This is a genomic window from Vreelandella arcis (assembly GCF_900103865.1).
GTDB classification, from domain to species: Bacteria; Pseudomonadota; Gammaproteobacteria; order Pseudomonadales; family Halomonadaceae; genus Vreelandella; species Vreelandella arcis.
Window position 1 is genome coordinate 288,959 of sequence record NZ_FNII01000003.1, and the last position, 17,292, is coordinate 306,250.

The 17,292-nt window shown below is 56.1% G+C and carries 16 protein-coding genes; 5 read left to right on the forward strand and 11 right to left on the reverse strand.

Annotated elements, in window-relative coordinates; translation table 11 throughout:
• Window positions 1-17: 17 nt before the first annotated feature.
• Window positions 18-581: a flavin reductase family protein gene (locus BLR97_RS05075; RefSeq protein ID WP_089703151.1), complete on the reverse strand. Its 564-nt coding sequence runs from the start codon at window positions 579-581 to the stop codon at window positions 18-20.
• 345 nt (window positions 582-926) lie between these two features.
• On the opposite strand from BLR97_RS05075, the gene BLR97_RS05080 reads away from it, so the two are divergent.
• From BLR97_RS05080 to BLR97_RS05100, 5 genes are all read left to right on the forward strand, one after another.
• Window positions 927-1,724 carry an IclR family transcriptional regulator gene (locus tag BLR97_RS05080; protein ID WP_244511212.1) on the forward strand — a complete coding sequence of 266 codons (798 nt, stop codon included), beginning with the start codon at window positions 927-929 and terminating at the stop codon, window positions 1,722-1,724.
• A gap of 6 nt (window positions 1,725-1,730) precedes the next feature.
• Window positions 1,731-3,020, forward strand: a complete 1,290-nt coding sequence (locus BLR97_RS05085; RefSeq protein WP_089703156.1) for an NAD(P)/FAD-dependent oxidoreductase — start codon at window positions 1,731-1,733, stop codon at window positions 3,018-3,020.
• A 34-nt stretch (window positions 3,021-3,054) separates the two neighbouring features.
• The gene (locus tag BLR97_RS05090) at window positions 3,055-4,461 is read left to right on the forward strand and encodes a Na+/H+ antiporter NhaC family protein (protein WP_089703158.1); all 1,407 of its coding nucleotides are present in this window, start codon (window positions 3,055-3,057) and stop codon (window positions 4,459-4,461) included.
• Window positions 4,462-4,764: 303 nt separating this feature from the next.
• Window positions 4,765-5,016, forward strand: coding sequence for a hypothetical protein (locus BLR97_RS05095; RefSeq protein WP_211605049.1), 252 nt, complete (start codon window positions 4,765-4,767; stop codon window positions 5,014-5,016).
• A 250-nt stretch (window positions 5,017-5,266) separates the two neighbouring features.
• On the forward strand, window positions 5,267-5,932 hold the full coding sequence (locus BLR97_RS05100; RefSeq protein ID WP_211605050.1) for a hypothetical protein: 666 nt from the start codon (window positions 5,267-5,269) through the stop codon (window positions 5,930-5,932).
• A gap of 93 nt (window positions 5,933-6,025) precedes the next feature.
• On the opposite strand, the gene BLR97_RS05105 is transcribed toward BLR97_RS05100, so the two are convergent.
• From BLR97_RS05105 to BLR97_RS05150, 10 genes are all read right to left on the reverse strand, one after another.
• Window positions 6,026-6,646 carry a LysE family translocator gene (locus tag BLR97_RS05105; protein WP_089703160.1) on the reverse strand — a complete coding sequence of 207 codons (621 nt, stop codon included), beginning with the start codon at window positions 6,644-6,646 and terminating at the stop codon, window positions 6,026-6,028.
• Window positions 6,647-6,696: 50 nt separating this feature from the next.
• The gene (locus BLR97_RS05110) at window positions 6,697-7,269 is read right to left on the reverse strand and encodes a hypothetical protein (protein ID WP_089703161.1); all 573 of its coding nucleotides are present in this window, start codon (window positions 7,267-7,269) and stop codon (window positions 6,697-6,699) included.
• A gap of 39 nt (window positions 7,270-7,308) precedes the next feature.
• Window positions 7,309-8,142, reverse strand: a complete 834-nt coding sequence (locus BLR97_RS05115) for a class I SAM-dependent methyltransferase (protein ID WP_089703163.1) — start codon at window positions 8,140-8,142, stop codon at window positions 7,309-7,311.
• Between the two features lie 65 nt (window positions 8,143-8,207).
• Window positions 8,208-9,902, reverse strand: coding sequence for an AMP-binding protein (locus BLR97_RS05120; RefSeq protein ID WP_089703165.1), 1,695 nt, complete (start codon window positions 9,900-9,902; stop codon window positions 8,208-8,210).
• A 62-nt stretch (window positions 9,903-9,964) separates the two neighbouring features.
• A complete protein-coding gene (locus BLR97_RS05125) occupies window positions 9,965-10,873 on the reverse strand; it encodes a hydroxymethylglutaryl-CoA lyase (RefSeq protein ID WP_089703167.1) in 909 nt (302 codons plus the stop codon).
• 11 nt (window positions 10,874-10,884) lie between these two features.
• A complete protein-coding gene (locus BLR97_RS05130) occupies window positions 10,885-12,966 on the reverse strand; it encodes an acetyl/propionyl/methylcrotonyl-CoA carboxylase subunit alpha (RefSeq protein ID WP_089703169.1) in 2,082 nt (693 codons plus the stop codon).
• Window positions 12,963-13,787 carry an enoyl-CoA hydratase/isomerase family protein gene (locus BLR97_RS05135; RefSeq protein WP_089703170.1) on the reverse strand — a complete coding sequence of 275 codons (825 nt, stop codon included), beginning with the start codon at window positions 13,785-13,787 and terminating at the stop codon, window positions 12,963-12,965. The genes BLR97_RS05130 and BLR97_RS05135 overlap by 4 nt, the downstream gene beginning before the upstream one ends.
• A 13-nt stretch (window positions 13,788-13,800) precedes the next feature.
• Entirely contained in the window at window positions 13,801-15,408 is a 1,608-nt protein-coding gene (locus tag BLR97_RS05140; protein WP_089703172.1) for a carboxyl transferase domain-containing protein, read from the reverse strand.
• 10 nt (window positions 15,409-15,418) lie between these two features.
• Complete coding sequence (locus tag BLR97_RS05145) at window positions 15,419-16,588, reverse strand: isovaleryl-CoA dehydrogenase (RefSeq protein WP_089703174.1); 1,170 nt, start codon at window positions 16,586-16,588, stop codon at window positions 15,419-15,421.
• Between the two features lie 44 nt (window positions 16,589-16,632).
• The gene (locus tag BLR97_RS05150) at window positions 16,633-17,082 is read right to left on the reverse strand and encodes a MerR family transcriptional regulator (RefSeq protein WP_089703176.1); all 450 of its coding nucleotides are present in this window, start codon (window positions 17,080-17,082) and stop codon (window positions 16,633-16,635) included.
• Window positions 17,083-17,292: the final 210 nt, after the last annotated feature.

The window sequence follows — 17,292 nt, forward strand, 5'->3', positions numbered from 1 at the left end:
CTCCATTGCTGACTGGCTCAGACAAGCATCGACGACTTGAACAAAGCCTGACGGTCGATGGCGTATCCCGACAGCATGAACTCGCCCATTCCCCGGTAATGCAGCGATTCTTCCTCATCTGCCGAAGGCGCTACATGGGCTTTAACGACCTCAAAGATAAACAGGTCGTAGCGCTCAATCATGGCGTCATCGTGCAAACGGCACTCGAAGGACGCGTAGCATTCCTCAATGCGTGGCGCATTGATCTTTTCTGACTCGCCTGGGGTTAGCTCAAACGCTTTGAACTTGTCGACCTCGCTTCCTGAGCAGTTGCCGATACCCACCACCGTATCGACAAGCGACGCCGAGGGAACATTGATCACGCATTCACCGCTGTCGCGCACCAGCGCGTGGGAGTGATTCCCGGCGTCGATCACGCAACCGATAAGCGAAGGGGAAAACGCCATGACCATGTGCCAGCCCAGGGTCATGATATTGGTATGTTGTTGCCATTGCGATGACACCAGCACAACAGGACCCGGTTCAAGAAAGTGCCTGACGTTGGAGACCGGAAAATCCTCTTTCTTCATCGGGTGTGGCATACAAACCTCTGATTAGATGAAAAATGGCAAATCCGTCGGCAGGATTATGGGCTATTTTCTACCGCTTGTGACGACCGCTGCAGAATATCCGAAAAGCGTTGTCGTGGCCGCAGCTGGATAGTGTGAGGGGGCGGTTGACGGCATAAGCCGACCGCCCAAGGCAAAAACACTGGCGACAAGCGCCGTGGTCACTCTTAATAAATAGATATGAATGATAGCCAATCTCGTTTGCATGGAGGCGCAAAACGAAAAGCTAAAAAAGCGGCTATGTCTCATTGAGTGAGATGAACTCGTGAATTTGTCTTGCTATGTTTTAGCTCACATAGACAAATAACGATAAACATAATGCCAGTAAATGAAAACATCACCTCATCAGGCCCTACCACTCTCGTTCACGCCATGCAGATATTGCAGGTTACCGCACGTGGCGGTCACCGCGGTGCGAGTGTAGACGATTATCTGAATGAATTGAGTTTCAGCCGTCCTACGCTCTATCGGTTTTTAAAAGGTCTCAAGCAACAAGGATTCTTACGATCTTCTCCCATTCGTGGGCGCTATCTGCTGGGTTATGAGCTGCTGGTGCTTGGAGCCCAGGCAGGGAATGGTGCTGGGTTGCGTGATTTGGCCCGGCCAAGGTTACTGGCGCTTGCGCAGCGCTGGGGAGACAGCTTCTATCTATTCGCTCGCGATGGCGTCAATGCCGTTTGCCTGGAAGTGCAGAACGGCGCTTATCCCGTGGGCAGTTTCGTGAGAGCAACGGGTGGACGTTTGCCGCTAGGAGTCGGCCAAGCGTCGATTGCCTTACTTGCCTACTTGGGGGCTGATGAGCGAGGCGAAATACTCAGCCATAACGCTGAACAGCTGATGGACGAATACGCGATTGCCATTGATGACATCGAAGCCGAAATTGCCCATCAACTGAAACATGGTTACGCCCGTGGCGTAGAAGGTTCTTTGCTCCCGGAATACAGCGGCCTGGCCATTCCTATCCTCGATCATAGCGGCCACCCCCTGGGCGCCATGAGTTGTTCGATGCTCAAATCGCGTATGACGAAGAGCCATAAGTTGGACGTACTCCAAGGCATGCAGGAAGAAGTGGCTGCCATGGTCAATCAGGCCCATGGCCTGCTGTATCTGGATTAACTCGCTATGCCACACACTACGCACCCGAGTCATCAGCGCCCCTGCGGCTGGAACGCTTGGCTGACCGAGCGTCAGCCGAGCCCCGCCTTACGTGGCCAATCTGAGGCAGATGTCGTCATCATCGGGGCTGGCTATACCGGTTTTGCGGCAGCCTCGGCCTGGCAGCAGGCGCGCCCTGAAGACCGCATTAAAATCCTCGAAGCTGACCAGGTAGGTGAAGGGAGCCCAGGGCGTAACTCCGGCTTTATGCTGGAAATTGCTCTGGCCAACGATGCTCGCCCCGAAGAGCTCGAGCGCATGGAGAAGCTGAACGCGTTAAGCCGACAAACCATGGCGTTACTGCGCGAGCGTGTCGAACGCCTAGGCATTGACTGCCAACTCGAGCGTAGCGGCACCTATCGCGCTGCCCGTAGCACGATAGGCCAACGTGCCTTGAGCCAGTATGAAGCGTTTCTTAAGGCTGCCGGTCTGTCTTACCAGACCTTGAACGGTAACCAACTCGCTGAGCGAATCGGTACGCGCTACTACACACAGGGTATTTATTCACCGGACTGCTATCTCGTCCAGCCTGCAGCATTGATTGTTGGTTTAGCGGATTCATTGGAAGCCGGAATCGAACTGCATGAGCACTCGCCAGCGACTCAAATAGTGCCTGATGGCAAGAAGTGGCGTGTCACTACACCCGAAGGCGAAGTGACGGCTGGACAGGTAATCCTGGCCAATAACGCGTTTTCTAGGGCCTTGGGTGCAGACAGTTCGAGGCTAGCCGCTATTTATACCTATGCCGCCATTACAGAGCCTTTACCAGAACCTGAGCGCCAACGCATCGCCGCGACGACCTGGGGGCTGCTACCCGCACATCGCTTAGGCTGTACGCTGCGCACCACCGCCGATGGACGTTTGATGATCCGCTCGCGTTACAGCTATGAGCGTGAAACCGATAACGCCCGTATCGAGGCCGAACTGAAAGCGAGCCTTGAGGCCCGCTACCCCGAGCTTACCCCAGTGCGCTTCGACAAGGTTTGGGGAGGTACCACCGGGTTGACTCATAACGGCGCTCCGCTCTGGGGCGGGATCCAGCCCGGGTTATATGTATCAGCGGGATGCAATGGCGGCGGTATCGTCAAGGGTACCTTCCTGGGTGATGCTTTGGCTCGCCACGCGCTCGGCCAGCCGGTTGAGGATATTGCATCTTTATTCGGCAAAGCGAGTTGGATGCCGCCCGATCCCGTACGTCGGTTGGGTTTCTACCTGACCAGTGAAATGGAGCGTCGTAAGGCAAAAAACGAAACCTGATTTCCACCCACCACTATAAAAAAGAGAGATGACAATGGATCCTCAAGATCATATAGGGCTGCTGTCCGTCATGCCGGCGGCATTGGCCATCGTGCTGGCATTTGTCACCCGTAATACGGTTTTCTCGCTGGCTGTTGCATGTTTCGTTGGGGTGATTACCCTGGGCAATGGACTGATGGGGTTTCCTACACTGTTAAAGGAAACACTGGGCACCACCAGCTTCTCCTGGATACTGCTGTTGGAGCTATTCATTGGCACAGTGATCGCGTTTTTCCAACGCACCGGGGCGATTCAGAACTTTACCGCCTGGGTAGAGCGCCGCGCCTTATCGCGGGTGCGGGTTCAGTTGATTGCCTGGGTAATGGGCATGTTCGTTTTCTTCAGTGACTACTTCAGCCCTTTGTTTGTCGGCAGCACCATGCGTGGCCTGACGGATCGATACCGGGTCTCGCGGGAAAAGCTGGCGTATATCGCTGACTCCACCTCGGCCCCGGTAAGCGTCATGGTGCCTATCACTGGCTGGGCAGTGTTTATCTCCGGCTTGTTGATCGGCATGGGCCCCATCGAAAATGCTGCCCAGGCGATGGGGGTATTTCTGCATGCCATACCTTTCAATCTCTATGCATGGCTCTCGGTGCTGGTCGTTGGGCTGGTGATCGTGGGCGTCATTCCGCTCTTCGGGCCGATGCGTGAAGCTGAGCGTCGGGCTCAGGAAGAGGGCAAAGTGCTACGCGATGGGGCAGAACCGCTGGTGGGTGAGGAACTGACGGAAATTCCGCCTTATGAAGGAGCACGTACCAGCCTGTTGTGGAATTTTTTCGCCCCGGTACTAGTAGTGATCGGCGTTGCCGTGGGCACCTTTATCGTGATGGACTCGGCCAAGACCATGGAGGCATTTCTGGCGGCTTCCGTGTTTCTCGGTATCGTTATGCGCCTTCAGGGTATTCCCTTCAGCGACATTATGAAAACCTCGATGGCGGGGATGAAGGGCGTAATGCCAGCCATTATCATTCTGGCGTTAGCCTACTCGTTGAATCAACTTTCCAAAGACATGGGCACGGCCAACTATATCGTCGAAGCCACCGCTGGCTGGCTAACACCTGCTTTGCTTCCGACCATGACGTTCCTTATTGCCGCCGTTATCGCTTTTTCCACAGGCACTTCATGGGGCACTTTCGCGATCATGATGCCTCTCGCCGTGCCACTCGCCTTTAACTTCAGCGGCGATATGGTTACACCCCTGGTGTATGCCACAGTGGCCGCAGTGGCGGGAGGCGGTGTCTTCGGGGATCACTGCTCGCCCTTGTCGGATACCTCCGTGCTCGCTTCGACCGGGGCCGCCTCTGATCATATCGACCATATCAAAACGCAAATTCCCTTTGCGCTAGCCGTCGCCTTGCTTTCCCTGGCTGCTTATTTATTGCTCGGCCTCACGCTTTAACCTAACGCTGTAACCTATCCGCCCTGGGATGACGGAGAGAGTGCGATGTCGAAGGGCCAACACCAAGCTGATGCACAAGGTAGTCCCTGTCTGGTGCCCTTGGTCTGTCTCCCAGCCCACAATCAGATGACGCTATAGCCCGCAATTGGACGCTACTAGAGGCAAACTATGGATACCGCTTATCTACCCCTGGCTGATTCGTGACCGGGTGGTAGAATCGCTCGCGGATACGGCGGTGGTGTGTTTGCTAGGGCCTAGACAAGTGGGTAAAACAACGCTCACGCAACGTATAGCCCAAGCCTCTTGGATCGAGCCCGAGCTGCGCTTTCTCACTACCGCGACAAAGTTCAGATTGAGGTAGATCTTGTCATTGAGTGTGGTCAGGCGCTCTGGGGCGTCGAGGTCAAGCGTTCTGCCAAGGATGCCGCAGGGCTTGCGCGACTCGTTGATCAGGCGGGCCAGCAGTTCCAAGGTGGCATGCTGATTTATACCGGGCGCTATTGCGTGAAGCTGAATGTGCCCGGTTGTCCCCATCAGTATGTTGTGGGGGAATAAAGGGGATGATGCAGTGTTTTTGCATGGCTTAAGGTATTGAGACAGCTATAGAAAACGAGGCATCATAGTGCAAGTCAGGATACGTAAAGCTAGAAAACTAGTAGAAATAGAAAGGCATATAAATGAAAAACCCCGCACATGGCGAGGCTCTTCACTCTTTCATCTTCTTCTTACTATCATCTGTCCCCGAGGGGAGGCTTTCGCCAACGAGACTCAGGGCTAGTGATATATAATATAGGACTGATAGTGCGTGACGTCAACCAAAGAACAGATTCAAGCCATACGGACGGCGCTAACCCCAGCGCGAATGAGCACCTACGAAAAAGCGGCTAACTCTCGGGAAGGTGACGATCCATCCGCACTTAACCTATACGTTTGGAACGCCCAGTTATCCGGCGCGTTCATGGCGCCGCTCCATATCTGTGAAGTCGTCGTACGTAATGCTATTTCTGATGCCCTTGAGGAAAAATATGGGCAACGTTGGCCATGGTCTTCAGGTTTTGAACAGAGCCTTCCTTCACCACCTGTTGGCTACAATCCTCGACAGGATCTGTTCAATGCCCGTCGAGGCGCCCATACAGCAGGCAAAGTCATACCAGAGCTTAAGTTTGCTTTCTGGCAGCGAATGTTTACCCGTCGGCATGATCATCGTTTATGGAATGCCCACCTAACCCGCATTCTTCCAGTACTCGATGCGACTAAAAGCGTCCAAGAGCTGCGGCAAGATCTCTATGAAGATTTAGAGGCGATTAGGAGGCTGCGTAACCGGATTGCGCACCATGAGCCTATCTTCAATCGAAATCTCGCAGAGGACTTCGAGCGTATTTCTCGTTTAATTGCTTATCGCTCGACAATTACAGCTAACTGGATGGAAGCACACCAACAAGTGCGAGCCCTTCTAGCAACAGGGCCGTAATGAAGAAAGTCAATATATGGCACTTGGCCGACTGCAAAGCTTGCAGCCGGGCACTGATAGGGGGCAGATATGAATCTACCCGATCTACCCGATCTACCCCGCCGGGCGGCGCATCACGGTCATCAACACGCCCGCGCCAATCAAGCTGCCGGCGCCGCAGCGGTGTAGCAGACGCCGAAACCTGGCGGTCATTAGCTGTCGGCTGGTCGTCGACAACAGCGTGTAGCCAAGATCCGAGATGACCCCCATCACCAGAAAGGTTGTAAACAGAATCGCCAGTTGGGGCGCCAGAGGTTGGGTTTGGTTAATAAACTGCGGCATGAATGCCATGAAGAATAGAATGCTTTTGGGGTTCAAGAGTGTCACCCAAAATGCCTTTGCGGTGCCTTGCTTGACGTTCGCCCCAGAGGATTCCAGGTCGTTCAGCTGGCCGGATTCACGCCACATCTTGATGCCTAGATAAAGCAGATAGAGAACCCCTAGCCATTTAACCATGGCGAATAGCTTCGCAGACGCCATCAACAGGGCGCCGACGCCTGCAAATGAAAGTGACATAGCCACCAGGTCACCCAAGAAAAAGCCGGGCAACATCGCCAATGCGGCTCTGCGGCCTTGATTGATGCCGGTCATTACCAATAGAGCAACGGCAGGGCCTGGTGATGCGATGACCAAAAATGACGCCAGTACAAACGATAGCCAAAGCTCAATCGACATAGCGTTAACTTTCCTGTTGTTGAATCATTGAGTTTGACAAAATTGAAGCGTCAAAACGGCAGGTGTAGCGAGGCGCTGAGCGTATTCAGATGGTCGAGGGTTGGGGCGTCGATACGTTCGTACTCGAGGCGGCTGACCAGGCGATCAATGGTGAGGGTGGCGCCAAACCCCTGCGTCAGCGCGGTGCCGCTGTCGTCGATTTCCTGCGCCGGGCGATAGCTTTCACCGCGCCATTCGGTAAGCCCCGATTTGGCGTATACGCTGAATGACCCCATGCGTAGGCCGGCGACGACCGCACCACCTAAACTGAGTGTGTCGATAATTAACGGGCTAATACTGGATGATATGGGGACTTCTTCGCTCTCGCGATAAGCCAGTTCAGCGCCGATATCCAACTGGGGCAGTTGCCAAGGACTGAAGCCCGCTGAAAGACGAAAGCCACTGGTGTAACTGTCAATACTAGTGAGGTCGCTGCCTTCGAGGGTAACACCGTTATCTAGTTGCAATAGCTCGCTGTGTGGCGAGGTATACGCCATGGCAGAGGCGGTCTCGTCAGCGAAGGCGCTGGCATAAGGGACGGCGCAGCAGAGTAAGGTGGTGCTTGCCAAGCGTTTCATTGGCATCGTTTTACACCTAGCTAGAAGCGTAAATTAAAGGTAGACCTATTGAGAGTAGCAACTAGCCTTGATTTCAACCAATTTAATTGCGCCGTTAGCTAAGTTTTCGACCAGGTGTTGGCCCATTGTCATAAAACGCTCGCCGAAGACCCACTTTGGCGAAAGCACGGCGGTATGCGGGGTTTGTTCTTTTTGCCGTTGGCGCTGCCGCCATTCAAGCGCTGTGTCGCTCCAGTCGTCAAGGTGTTGAATGGCAAAGCCTTTTGCTTCAAGTAGGTTGACCAGTGCTTGCTGGGTGAGTAGGTGGGAATGCTCCACCGACGCCGCCCACGGCACCGGGTAACGCAGGTTCTCTACATTTGGGCCACTGACCACTTCATGCATTACCAGTTGGCCATTAGAACGCAGCACGCGTCTGCATTGGCTAATGACCGTGGCCGCATCGGGCATGTTGAGCAAACTGTGCTGAAATACCACGGCATCGAACGTCTTATCGCTAAAGGGCATCGCACAGGCGTCAGCGGTCACCCAGCTAAGCGCTGGGGCGTCCGGACTGTGCGCCAGTGAGGTAAGCGATTGGTTAAGGGCGTTAAATCGATGGGTGAGATCAAGTCCCACCATCTGATAGCCAAGGGCCGCGCCCTGGCGCATCAACCCGCCTAACCCCGAGCCAATGTCCAAGACGTGCGTCGACTCACCAGGGGTAACCAAGCTCAGCAACCTGGCTGATGCTTTCATGCCACCAATATGCAACTGATCCAATGGGGCGAGCTGGGGTAGTGTCGGGCCGCTAGGGTAATGAGCATGAATGTGATCCAGAACCTCGTGATCGAGAAGCGCCTGCTGGTAATGCGCCACGAGGGGCGAGTGGGAAGCCATGCTGTTCTCCTTAGCGAGCTAAACACGCCGACAAACCACCGGCGCGTTAGCACGTTGTTTTGCGCTTAGTCGTCTAGCCCTAGCTCCTGGATGGAAATTTCACGCATTTTAAATTTCTGAATTTTGCCGGTAACGGTCATCGGGAACTCGTCAACGAATTTGAAGTAGCGCGGAATTTTAAAGTGGGTGATCTTGCCCTTGCAGTACTCGCGTAACGCTTCCCCGGTGACGTCGTCGCCCGCAGTGCTGGTCAGTTTTACCCAGGCAATCAACTCTTCGCCGTACTTCTTGTCCGGTACGCCGGTTACCTGCACTTCAGAGATCGCCGGGTGGGCGTAAAGGAACTCTTCGATCTCTTTGGGATAAACGTTTTCCCCGCCGCGAATCACCATATCTTTGATGCGCCCGACGATCTGGAGGTAGCCCTCTTCGTCCATGGTGGCCAGATCCCCGGTGTGCATCCAGCCCGCCTCGTCGATGGCTTCAGCCGTGGCTTTATCGTTGTTCCAGTACTTGAGCATCACGCTGTAGCCGCGGGTGCACAGCTCGCCAATTTCACCACGGGGCAGAATACCGCCGTTGCCGGGGTCGACAATTTTACTTTCCAGGTGCGGCTGGGTACGGCCTACCGTGGAAACACGCTTTTCAATGCTGTCGTCGGCGCCGGTCTGGGTCGAAACGGGACTTGTCTCGGTCATGCCGTAGGCGATTTGCACGCCTTTCATGTTCATCTTGCTGATGACCTGCTTCATGATTTCCGCAGGGCAAATAGACCCCGCCATAATGCCGGTACGCAGCGTGGAGAAATCAGTGTTAGCGAAATCCGGGTGTTCGAGCTCGGCGATAAACATGGTGGGTACGCCATAAAGCGCCGTGGCTTTTTGTTCGTGTACCGCTTTGAGCACGTTGCCGGGGTCGAAGCCTTCATCCGGGTAGATCATCGCCGCGCCATGGGTCACACAGCCCAGGTTGCCCATCACCATGCCAAAGCAGTGGTACAACGGTACCGGAATCACCAAGCGGTCTTCGCTGGTAAACCCCATGCTTTCGGCAACGAAGAAACCATTGTTGAGGATATTGTGATGGGAAAGCGTGGCGCCCTTGGGAAAGCCCGTGGTGCCCGAGGTGTACTGAATATTGATCGCGTCGTCGAACTGCAAAGTGGCTTGCAAGTCGTCCACGTCGGTTTGGCTAATCTGGGTGGATTGGTCCATCAGGTCGGCCCAGCGCCACATGCCGCTGTGCTTGTCAGTGCTTAAGTTAATCACGCACTCAAGCTCAGGGAGTTTTTGCGATATTAATTTTCCTTCGGTGCAGGCTTTTAATTCTGGTGCAAGCTCATACAGCATGGCGGTGTAGTCAGAATTTTTGAAGCTGTTGGCCGTTACCAAAAAGCGCGCACCGGATTGATTCAGCACGTACTCCAGCTCGTGGGTGCGGTAAGACGGGTTGATGTTGACCAATATGGCGCCAATTTTGGCCGTGGCAAATTGGGTTAGCGTCCATTCGCTGCAGTTGGGGGCCCAAATGCCCACCCGATCGCCTGTTTTAACGCCGATAGCCAGCAGGGCACGGGCACAGCGATTCACCTCTTCCTGAAGCTCTCGGTAGCGCCAGTGAATATTCTGATGTAACACAATCAGCGCGTCGTTATCGGGATACTGCGCGGCAATTTGGTCAAATTTATCGCCGATGGTCATGCCCAGAAGCGGTTTGTCGGCGGTGCTGCTGGTGTAGCTGGGAAGGATAGGTGATGCCATGATATGTCTCTCCGATGTCTTTTTCTTATCCGAACGGGTAAGCAGCGTTGGTTTGTTGATTGTTATGAGCTAACGCGGCCTTTTGCCAAGGCGACTTTGGAACTGGGCTTACGCCCCAGTTCGCCAGTAATCCAGTAGCCGGTATCAATGATGGCTTGTAGGTTGATCCCGGTATCAATGCCGAGTCCTGCCAATAGATAGAGCACGTCTTCTGTCGCCACATTGCCCGACGCGCCCTTGGCATAGGGGCAGCCGCCCAGACCGGCAGTGGCGGCATCAATCACGCTAACGCCTTCTTCCAGCACGGCGTAAAGGTTCGCCAATGCCATGCCGTAGGTGTCGTGGAAGTGGGCAGCGAGGTGCTCAATTGGCACGTACTGGCGGGTTGCTTCAATCATACGTTTGGCGGCCAACGGGGTGCCGACGCCAATGGTGTCGCCCAGCGATATTTCGTAGCAGCCCATGTCATAAAGCGCTTTGGCGACGTTGGCCACTTGGCTGGGGACAATATCGCCTTCGTAGGGGCAGCCCAGCACGCAGGAGACATAGCCGCGTACCCGCACACCGGCCTCTTGGGCGCGCTTAAGCACCGGTTCAAAGCGTGCTAGTGACTCGGCAATCGAGCAGTTGATGTTTTTCTGCGAAAAAGCTTCCGAGGCGGCACCGAATACGGCTACTTCCTCAACGCCAACCGCGAGGGCGTTCTCCAGCCCTTTGAGGTTGGGCGTTAACGCCGAATACACCACGCTGGGCTCTCGCGTGAGGCCCCGCATTACCTCGGCGGCGTCACCCATTTGCGGCACCCACTTGGGTGATACGAAGCTGGCCGCTTCGATATGGCCAATGCCTGCGTTGGCGAGTCGCTCAATCAACTCAATTTTAGTGGCAGTGGGTACCGGGTCGCCCGGCTCGTTTTGCAAGCCGTCCCGTGGGGCCATTTCAAACAGTTTGACGGACGTAGGCAGTGCCATAAGAGGGGCTCCTATTCGCTGGCCGCAAAGTCGAGCAATACATTGCCTTGGGTGACGGTGTCGCCGGCCTGGAAGTGGAACGTCTCCACGCTGCCATCGGCGGGAGCGGTCATGGTGTGTTCCATCTTCATGGCTTCCATAACCATTAGCGGTATGCCTTTCTCGACGACAACGCCAGGTTCCACCAGTAGGGCAACGACGGTGCCGTTCATGGGCGCAGTGAGGGTGGACTCGGCTTCGTGGTGGCCGTGATCAATGGCATCTATACGCCGCCAGAAAAGGCGCGTTTCGCCGCTAGGATCGGCCATGACCACCACGTGGCCATCGCGACGTGCCTGAAGCCGGCGGCGGTGGCCGTCCAGCGTGACCGCTACCGCATCTCCGGTGAGCGGCTGCAGGCTAGCGGTGAGGGTTTCGTTGCCGATGGTGAGGTTCCATAACGGCTCGCCAGCGCTGCGTTTACCTTCGACGATGACCACTGACTCATCGCTATCTGCGGCCTGTACGTTCGCGGGGTCGCAGAGCGCGATGCGAATGGTATGCGGCGCATTCAAGCGGAAGCCGTCGTGGCGATCCCAGGGCGAGTCGCTTTCGCATTCTTGCGCTAGTTGGTTCAGGCCAATCAGCGCGGCGCTGGCGTAGTCTTCCCGGCTATAGGTGCGGGGAGCGAACAGCGTGTCTTCATTGCGTTCAATAAAACGCGTATCCAGCTCCACGTTCTTAAAGCCGGGGTGGGTTGCCAAGCGCATCAGAAAGGCGCGGTTGGTCACCACGCCTTGTACGTCTAAGGCGGCCAACGCGCGGTTAAGTGTGGCCAGCGCCGCGTCGCGGTCTACGCCGTGAACAATCAGCTTGGCGAGCATCGGGTCGTAGTGCATCGACACCGTATCGCCGCTTTCCACGCCGCTGTCCAGGCGTACTTGATCGGGGCTTAGGCCAGCGCCTTCCAAATCCAGTGCAAAGCGGGTGAGCAGGCCGGTGGCGGGTAGAAAATCCTGATCCGGGTCTTCAGCGTAAATGCGCGCCTCAAAGCTGTGGCCGGTGATCGTCAACTCATCTTGTGTGCAAGGCAGCGGTTCGCCCATGGCTATGCGCAGCTGCCACTCGACCAAATCCTGGCCGGTGATCATTTCGGTAACCGGGTGTTCGACCTGGAGGCGAGTGTTCATCTCCATAAAGAAGAAGGAACCATCCGCGTCTAGAAGGAATTCGACGGTACCCGCGCCCACGTAGCCGATCTCTTGGGCGGCGCGCACCGCGGCGTCCCCCATGGCTCGGCGCAGATCCGGCGTCATGCCGGGAGCAGGCGCTTCTTCGATCACTTTTTGATGGCGGCGCTGCACGCTGCAGTCGCGCTCAAACAGGTAAACGCCGTTGCCGTGACGGTCGCAGAACACCTGTACTTCCACGTGGCGGGGCTGCACCAGGTATTTCTCGATCAGCATGCGATCGTCACCGAAGGCAGCTTTGGACTCGCGGCGGCAGCCGTCTAGTGCCGTCTGAAAATCCTCGCCACTGTCCACCACGCGCATACCTTTACCGCCGCCGCCTGCGCTTGCTTTGAGCATCACCGGGTAGCCGATCTTATCGGCCTCTGAACGCAGCAGAGCATCATCCTGGGCGTCGCCGTGATAGCCGGGAACCAATGGCACGCCCGCATTGGACATGCGTTCCTTGGCGGCGGATTTATCGCCCATGGCGGCAATCGCCGAGGCGGGTGGGCCGACAAAGGTAATGCCTGCGTGCTCAAGCGCTTTAACGAAGCTGCCATTCTCGGAAAGAAAGCCGTAGCCGGGGTGAATCGCGCCGGTTCCGGTGCGCTTGGCGGCGTCAATTACCGCATCGATATTGAGGTAGCTTTCCCGTGCGGCGGCGGGGCCTAAGCGCACGGCTTCGTCGGCTTCGCGCACGTGGCGGGCGGTGGCATCAGCATCGGAGTAAACCGCCACGGTTTTTAAGCCCATGCGGCGGGCGGTTCGCATCACACGACAGGCGATTTCACCGCGGTTGGCGACCAGCAGGGTGTCAAAAGGCGTCGTACGAGCGGCGTTTTCGGCTTTCTCGTTTTTTTCAATAGTAGGCGAGTGACTCATGAGCGACGCTCCGAAGCGTGGGGTGTGTTGTTGATGTCGGCCCAGGCGGGGCGGCGCTTTTCAAAAAAACTGGCTAACCCCTCTTGGCCCTCTTGGCTTACCCGCAGCTTGCCGATCACTTGGCAGGTGTGCTCGCGGGTAGCCTCGCTGTCCGGCGCTTGGGCTACGCTTGCCAGCAACGCTTTGGTGGCGCGTTGGGCTTGGGGGGAACCTTTCTGCAGCGTTGTCAGCATGGCGTCGACCGCGCTATCCAACGCATCGTGTTCCACTACCTGGTGGACTAAACCGAGGGCGAGGGCTAGTTGGGCGTCCATTACTTCGGCTGTTAATGCATAGCGGCGCATCTGCCGTTCGCCCAGCGCACGCTGGACGTAGGGGCTAATCACCGCAGGTGATAGGCCAATGTTGACTTCCGAGAGGCAGAATTTGGCTTTACCCGAGGCGATCACGACGTCGCAGCAGGCGGCTAGGCCCACCGCGCCGCCAAAGGCAGCGCCTTGAACGCGGCACAGCGTAGGGCAGGGCAGCGTATCCAAGCCGTGCATCAGCGCGGCCAGTTTGCGGGAATCGGCGAGGTTGCCTTTCAGGTCGTAATCGACCATGCGCTTCATCCAGTTTAAATCCGCACCCGCCGAGAAGCTTTTACCTTCCGAGCCCAGCACCACCACGCGGACATCGCCCGCGTCAGCGAGGGCATGTAGCTGATCAAGATGCCCGTTCAATTCGGCGATCAGGCTGTCGTCAAAGGCGTTATGCACCTCGGGCCGGTTTAGCATTAGCCAAGCGACGCTGTTTTCAATATGCAGTGTTGAATAAGCCATGATGATTGCCCCCCTACATTCGGAACACGCCAAAGCGTGTCTCTTCAATCTCGGCGTTCATAGCAGCCGCTAACGACAGACCGAGCACATCGCGGGTTTGCAGCGGATCAATCACACCGTCATCCCACAGCCGAGCGCTGGCGTAATGAGGGTGGCCCTGGTGCTCGTACTGCTCACGGGTAGGTTGTTTGAAGGCTTCTTCTTCCTGCGGCGTCCATTCGCGGCCTTCGCGCTCGTACTGCTCGCGTTTTACCTGGGACAGCACGCCCGCCGCCTGTTCGCCCCCCATCACTGAAATACGCGCGTTGGGCCACATAAACAATAGGTTCGGGTCATAGGCGCGACCGCACATGCCGTAGTTACCGGCGCCAAAACTACCGCCAATCAATACGGTGTATTTGGGCACCTTGGCGCAGGCCACGGCGGTGACCAGCTTGGCGCCGTGCTTGGCAATGCCTTCGTGCTCGTACTTGGAGCCGACCATAAAGCCGGTAATGTTCTGCAGGAATATCAGCGGAATCTTGCGCTGTGCGCACAGCTCGATGAAGTGAGCACCTTTCACGGCACTTTCAGAAAACAGCACACCGTTGTTAGCCACAATGCCCACCGGGTAACCATGGATATGGGCAAAGCCGGTGACTAGCGTATCGCCGTAATAGCGTTTGAATTCGTCAAAGCCCGAGTTGTCGACGATACGGCCAATCACTTCGCGGACGTCGTAAGGTTTTTTAAGATCCGTGCCAACAATGCCGTATAGCTCTGATGGGTCGAGCTTGGGCGGTTTGGGTGCCTGCATGGCCAGTTGGCCGCGCTTTTGCCAGTTGAGGCGCGATACGCAGGCGCGAGCCAGCTGCAGCGCGTGGGCGTCGTTTTCCGCGTAGTGGTCGGCCACACCGCTGACTTTGGCGTGAACATCCGCGCCGCCCAGGTCTTCAGCGCTGATGCTTTCGCCGGTGGCGGCTTTTACCAAGGGCGGGCCGCCGAGGAAAATCGTGCCTTGCTCTTTGACGATGATCGATTCATCGGCCATGGCGGGCACGTAGGCGCCGCCTGCGGTACAGGAGCCCATCACGACGGCAATTTGCGGAATGCCCTCGGCGGACATGGTCGCTTGGTTGTAGAAGATACGCCCGAAGTGGTCGCGGTCGGGGAAGACCTCATCCTGGCGGGGCAGAAAGGCGCCGCCGGAATCGACCAGATAAATACACGGCAGGCGGTGCTTGCGGGCGATTTCCTGGGCGCGCAGGTGCTTTTTGACCGTTAGCGGAAAATAGGTGCCGCCTTTGACCGTGGCGTCGTTGGCGACAATCACGCATTCAACGCCGGAAACGCGGCCGATGCCGGTGACCACACCCGCCGCGGGTATGTCGCTTTCATATACGTGATGAGCGGCCAGCGCGGAAAACTCTAAAAACGGCGAGCCTTCATCGATTAAATGATCGATGCGGTCACGGACAAACAGCTTGCCCCGGCTTTCGTGTCGCTCGCGGGCTTTGGCGCCGCCGCCTTGGGCAACCGCTGCGGTAAGTTCGCGCAGCTTGCTGACTTCACTCAGCATCGATGCTTCGTTGGCTTGAAAGACGTCGCTGCGCGGGTTGATTTGGCTATTGATAGTGCTCATAACGCGACCCTTACTTACTTTCGTTAAAGAGTTCGCGGCCAATCAACATCCGCCGAATCTCGCTGGTGCCCGCGCCGATTTCATACAGCTTGGCATCGCGCAGCAGTCGACCGGTGGGGTATTCGTTGATATAGCCGTTACCGCCGAGCAGTTGGATAGCGTCCAGCGCGACTTGGGTGGCTTTTTCCGCACAGTACAAAATCACCCCGGCGGCATCTTTGCGCGAGGTCTGGCCGCGATCGCAGGCACCGGCGACGGCATATAAATAAGCGCGGCAGGCGTTGAGCGTGGTGTACATATCGGCGACCTTGCCCTGAACCAGTTGGAATTCGCCAATTGACTGATTGAACTGCTTGCGCTCGTGAATGTAGGGCACTACGACGTCCATGGCGGCCTGCATGATGCCGATGGGGCCTGCCGCGAGCACGGTGCGCTCGTAGTCGAGCCCGCCCATCAGTACGCGCACGCCCTTGCCTTCATCACCAAGAATGTTTTCGGCGGGCACTTTGCAGTCCTGAAACACCAGTTCGCAGGTGTTGGAGCCGCGCATGCCCAGCTTGTCGAGCTTCTGGGCGGTTGAGAAACCGGGCATGCCTTTTTCGATAATAAACGCCGTGATGCCTTTGGAACCGGCGTCCGGGTCGGTTTTGGCGTACACCACCAGCACATCGGCATCGGGGCCGTTGGTGATCCACATCTTATTGCCGTTGAGGATGTAATGGTCGCCGTCTTTTTTGGCCCGCAATTGCATAGACACCACGTCGGATCCTGCGCCGGGTTCGGACATGGCCAACGCGCCGACATGGTCACCACTCATTAACTTGGGCAGGTACTTGGCTTTTTGCTCGGCGGAGGCGTTGATCTTGATCTGGTTCACGCACAGGTTGGAGTGCGCGCCATAAGATAGCGCGACGGAAGCGCTGGCCCGAGAAATCTCCTCCATGGCAACGCAGTGAGCGAGATAACCCATGCCGCTGCCGCCGTCTTCTTCGGAAACGGTAATCCCCAGCAAGCCCATATCGCCAAATTTTTTCCATAAGTCATTGGGAAACTCATTGGCCTGGTCGATCTCGGCGGCGCGGGGGGCAATTTCGCTGGCGGCGAAGGCGTTGACCTGCTCGCGCAGCATATTCAGTTCGTCATCAAGGCCATAATTGAGTTCTGAGTAGTGTGAAAACATGGTCAATCACCTGTTGTTAGTCTTGCTGGCGGTATGGAGCCGAGTCAGTGCATGGTGGTGGAGGAGGGCGATGCTTGATCCGGTGATTCGGGATTTTCTTCTTCTCTTTGTGTCTGATGAAGCTCTTCCAGGGCTTGGCGGCAGCGAATTTCTGCGCTTTCAAGCTCAAGTTGCACCATGGTGATGTCTTTCATTTGCTGATCGAGGGCTGATCGACGTTCGGCAATCTTGCTGAGCATTAAATGCAGCTGCTTTTTGCTGCCGCTGCGGGTTTCATCCCAAAGCTCGAAAAGCTCGCGGATTTCGGCCAGTGAAAACCCAAGGCGTTTGCCACGAATGGTCAGTTTGAGGCGCACCCGGTCTTTGCTGCTGTAGACCCGGGTTTGCCCGCGGCGAGTTGGGTGAAGCAGCTCTTGATCCTCGTAAAAACGAATACTGCGGGTGGTTAAATCAAACTCATTGGCCAGTTCGCTGATCGAGTAAGTTTTGCTCATAGTGACTTTTCTCTGAAATAGGACATGCCCCTATGGAACACTGACCATGAGGCTAAAACAAGTTTACGTTAACGTAAAGCAATTGTTGTCCGTTGCTGCTTGGCATTGTAGTTTCCTAAATAACTGAAATTAATCTATTTATAGAGCTATTCGGATAGCTTTCTCTGTGTCCGTAGACCAAAGTTGTAATTGTAATCACCTAAGAGAGAT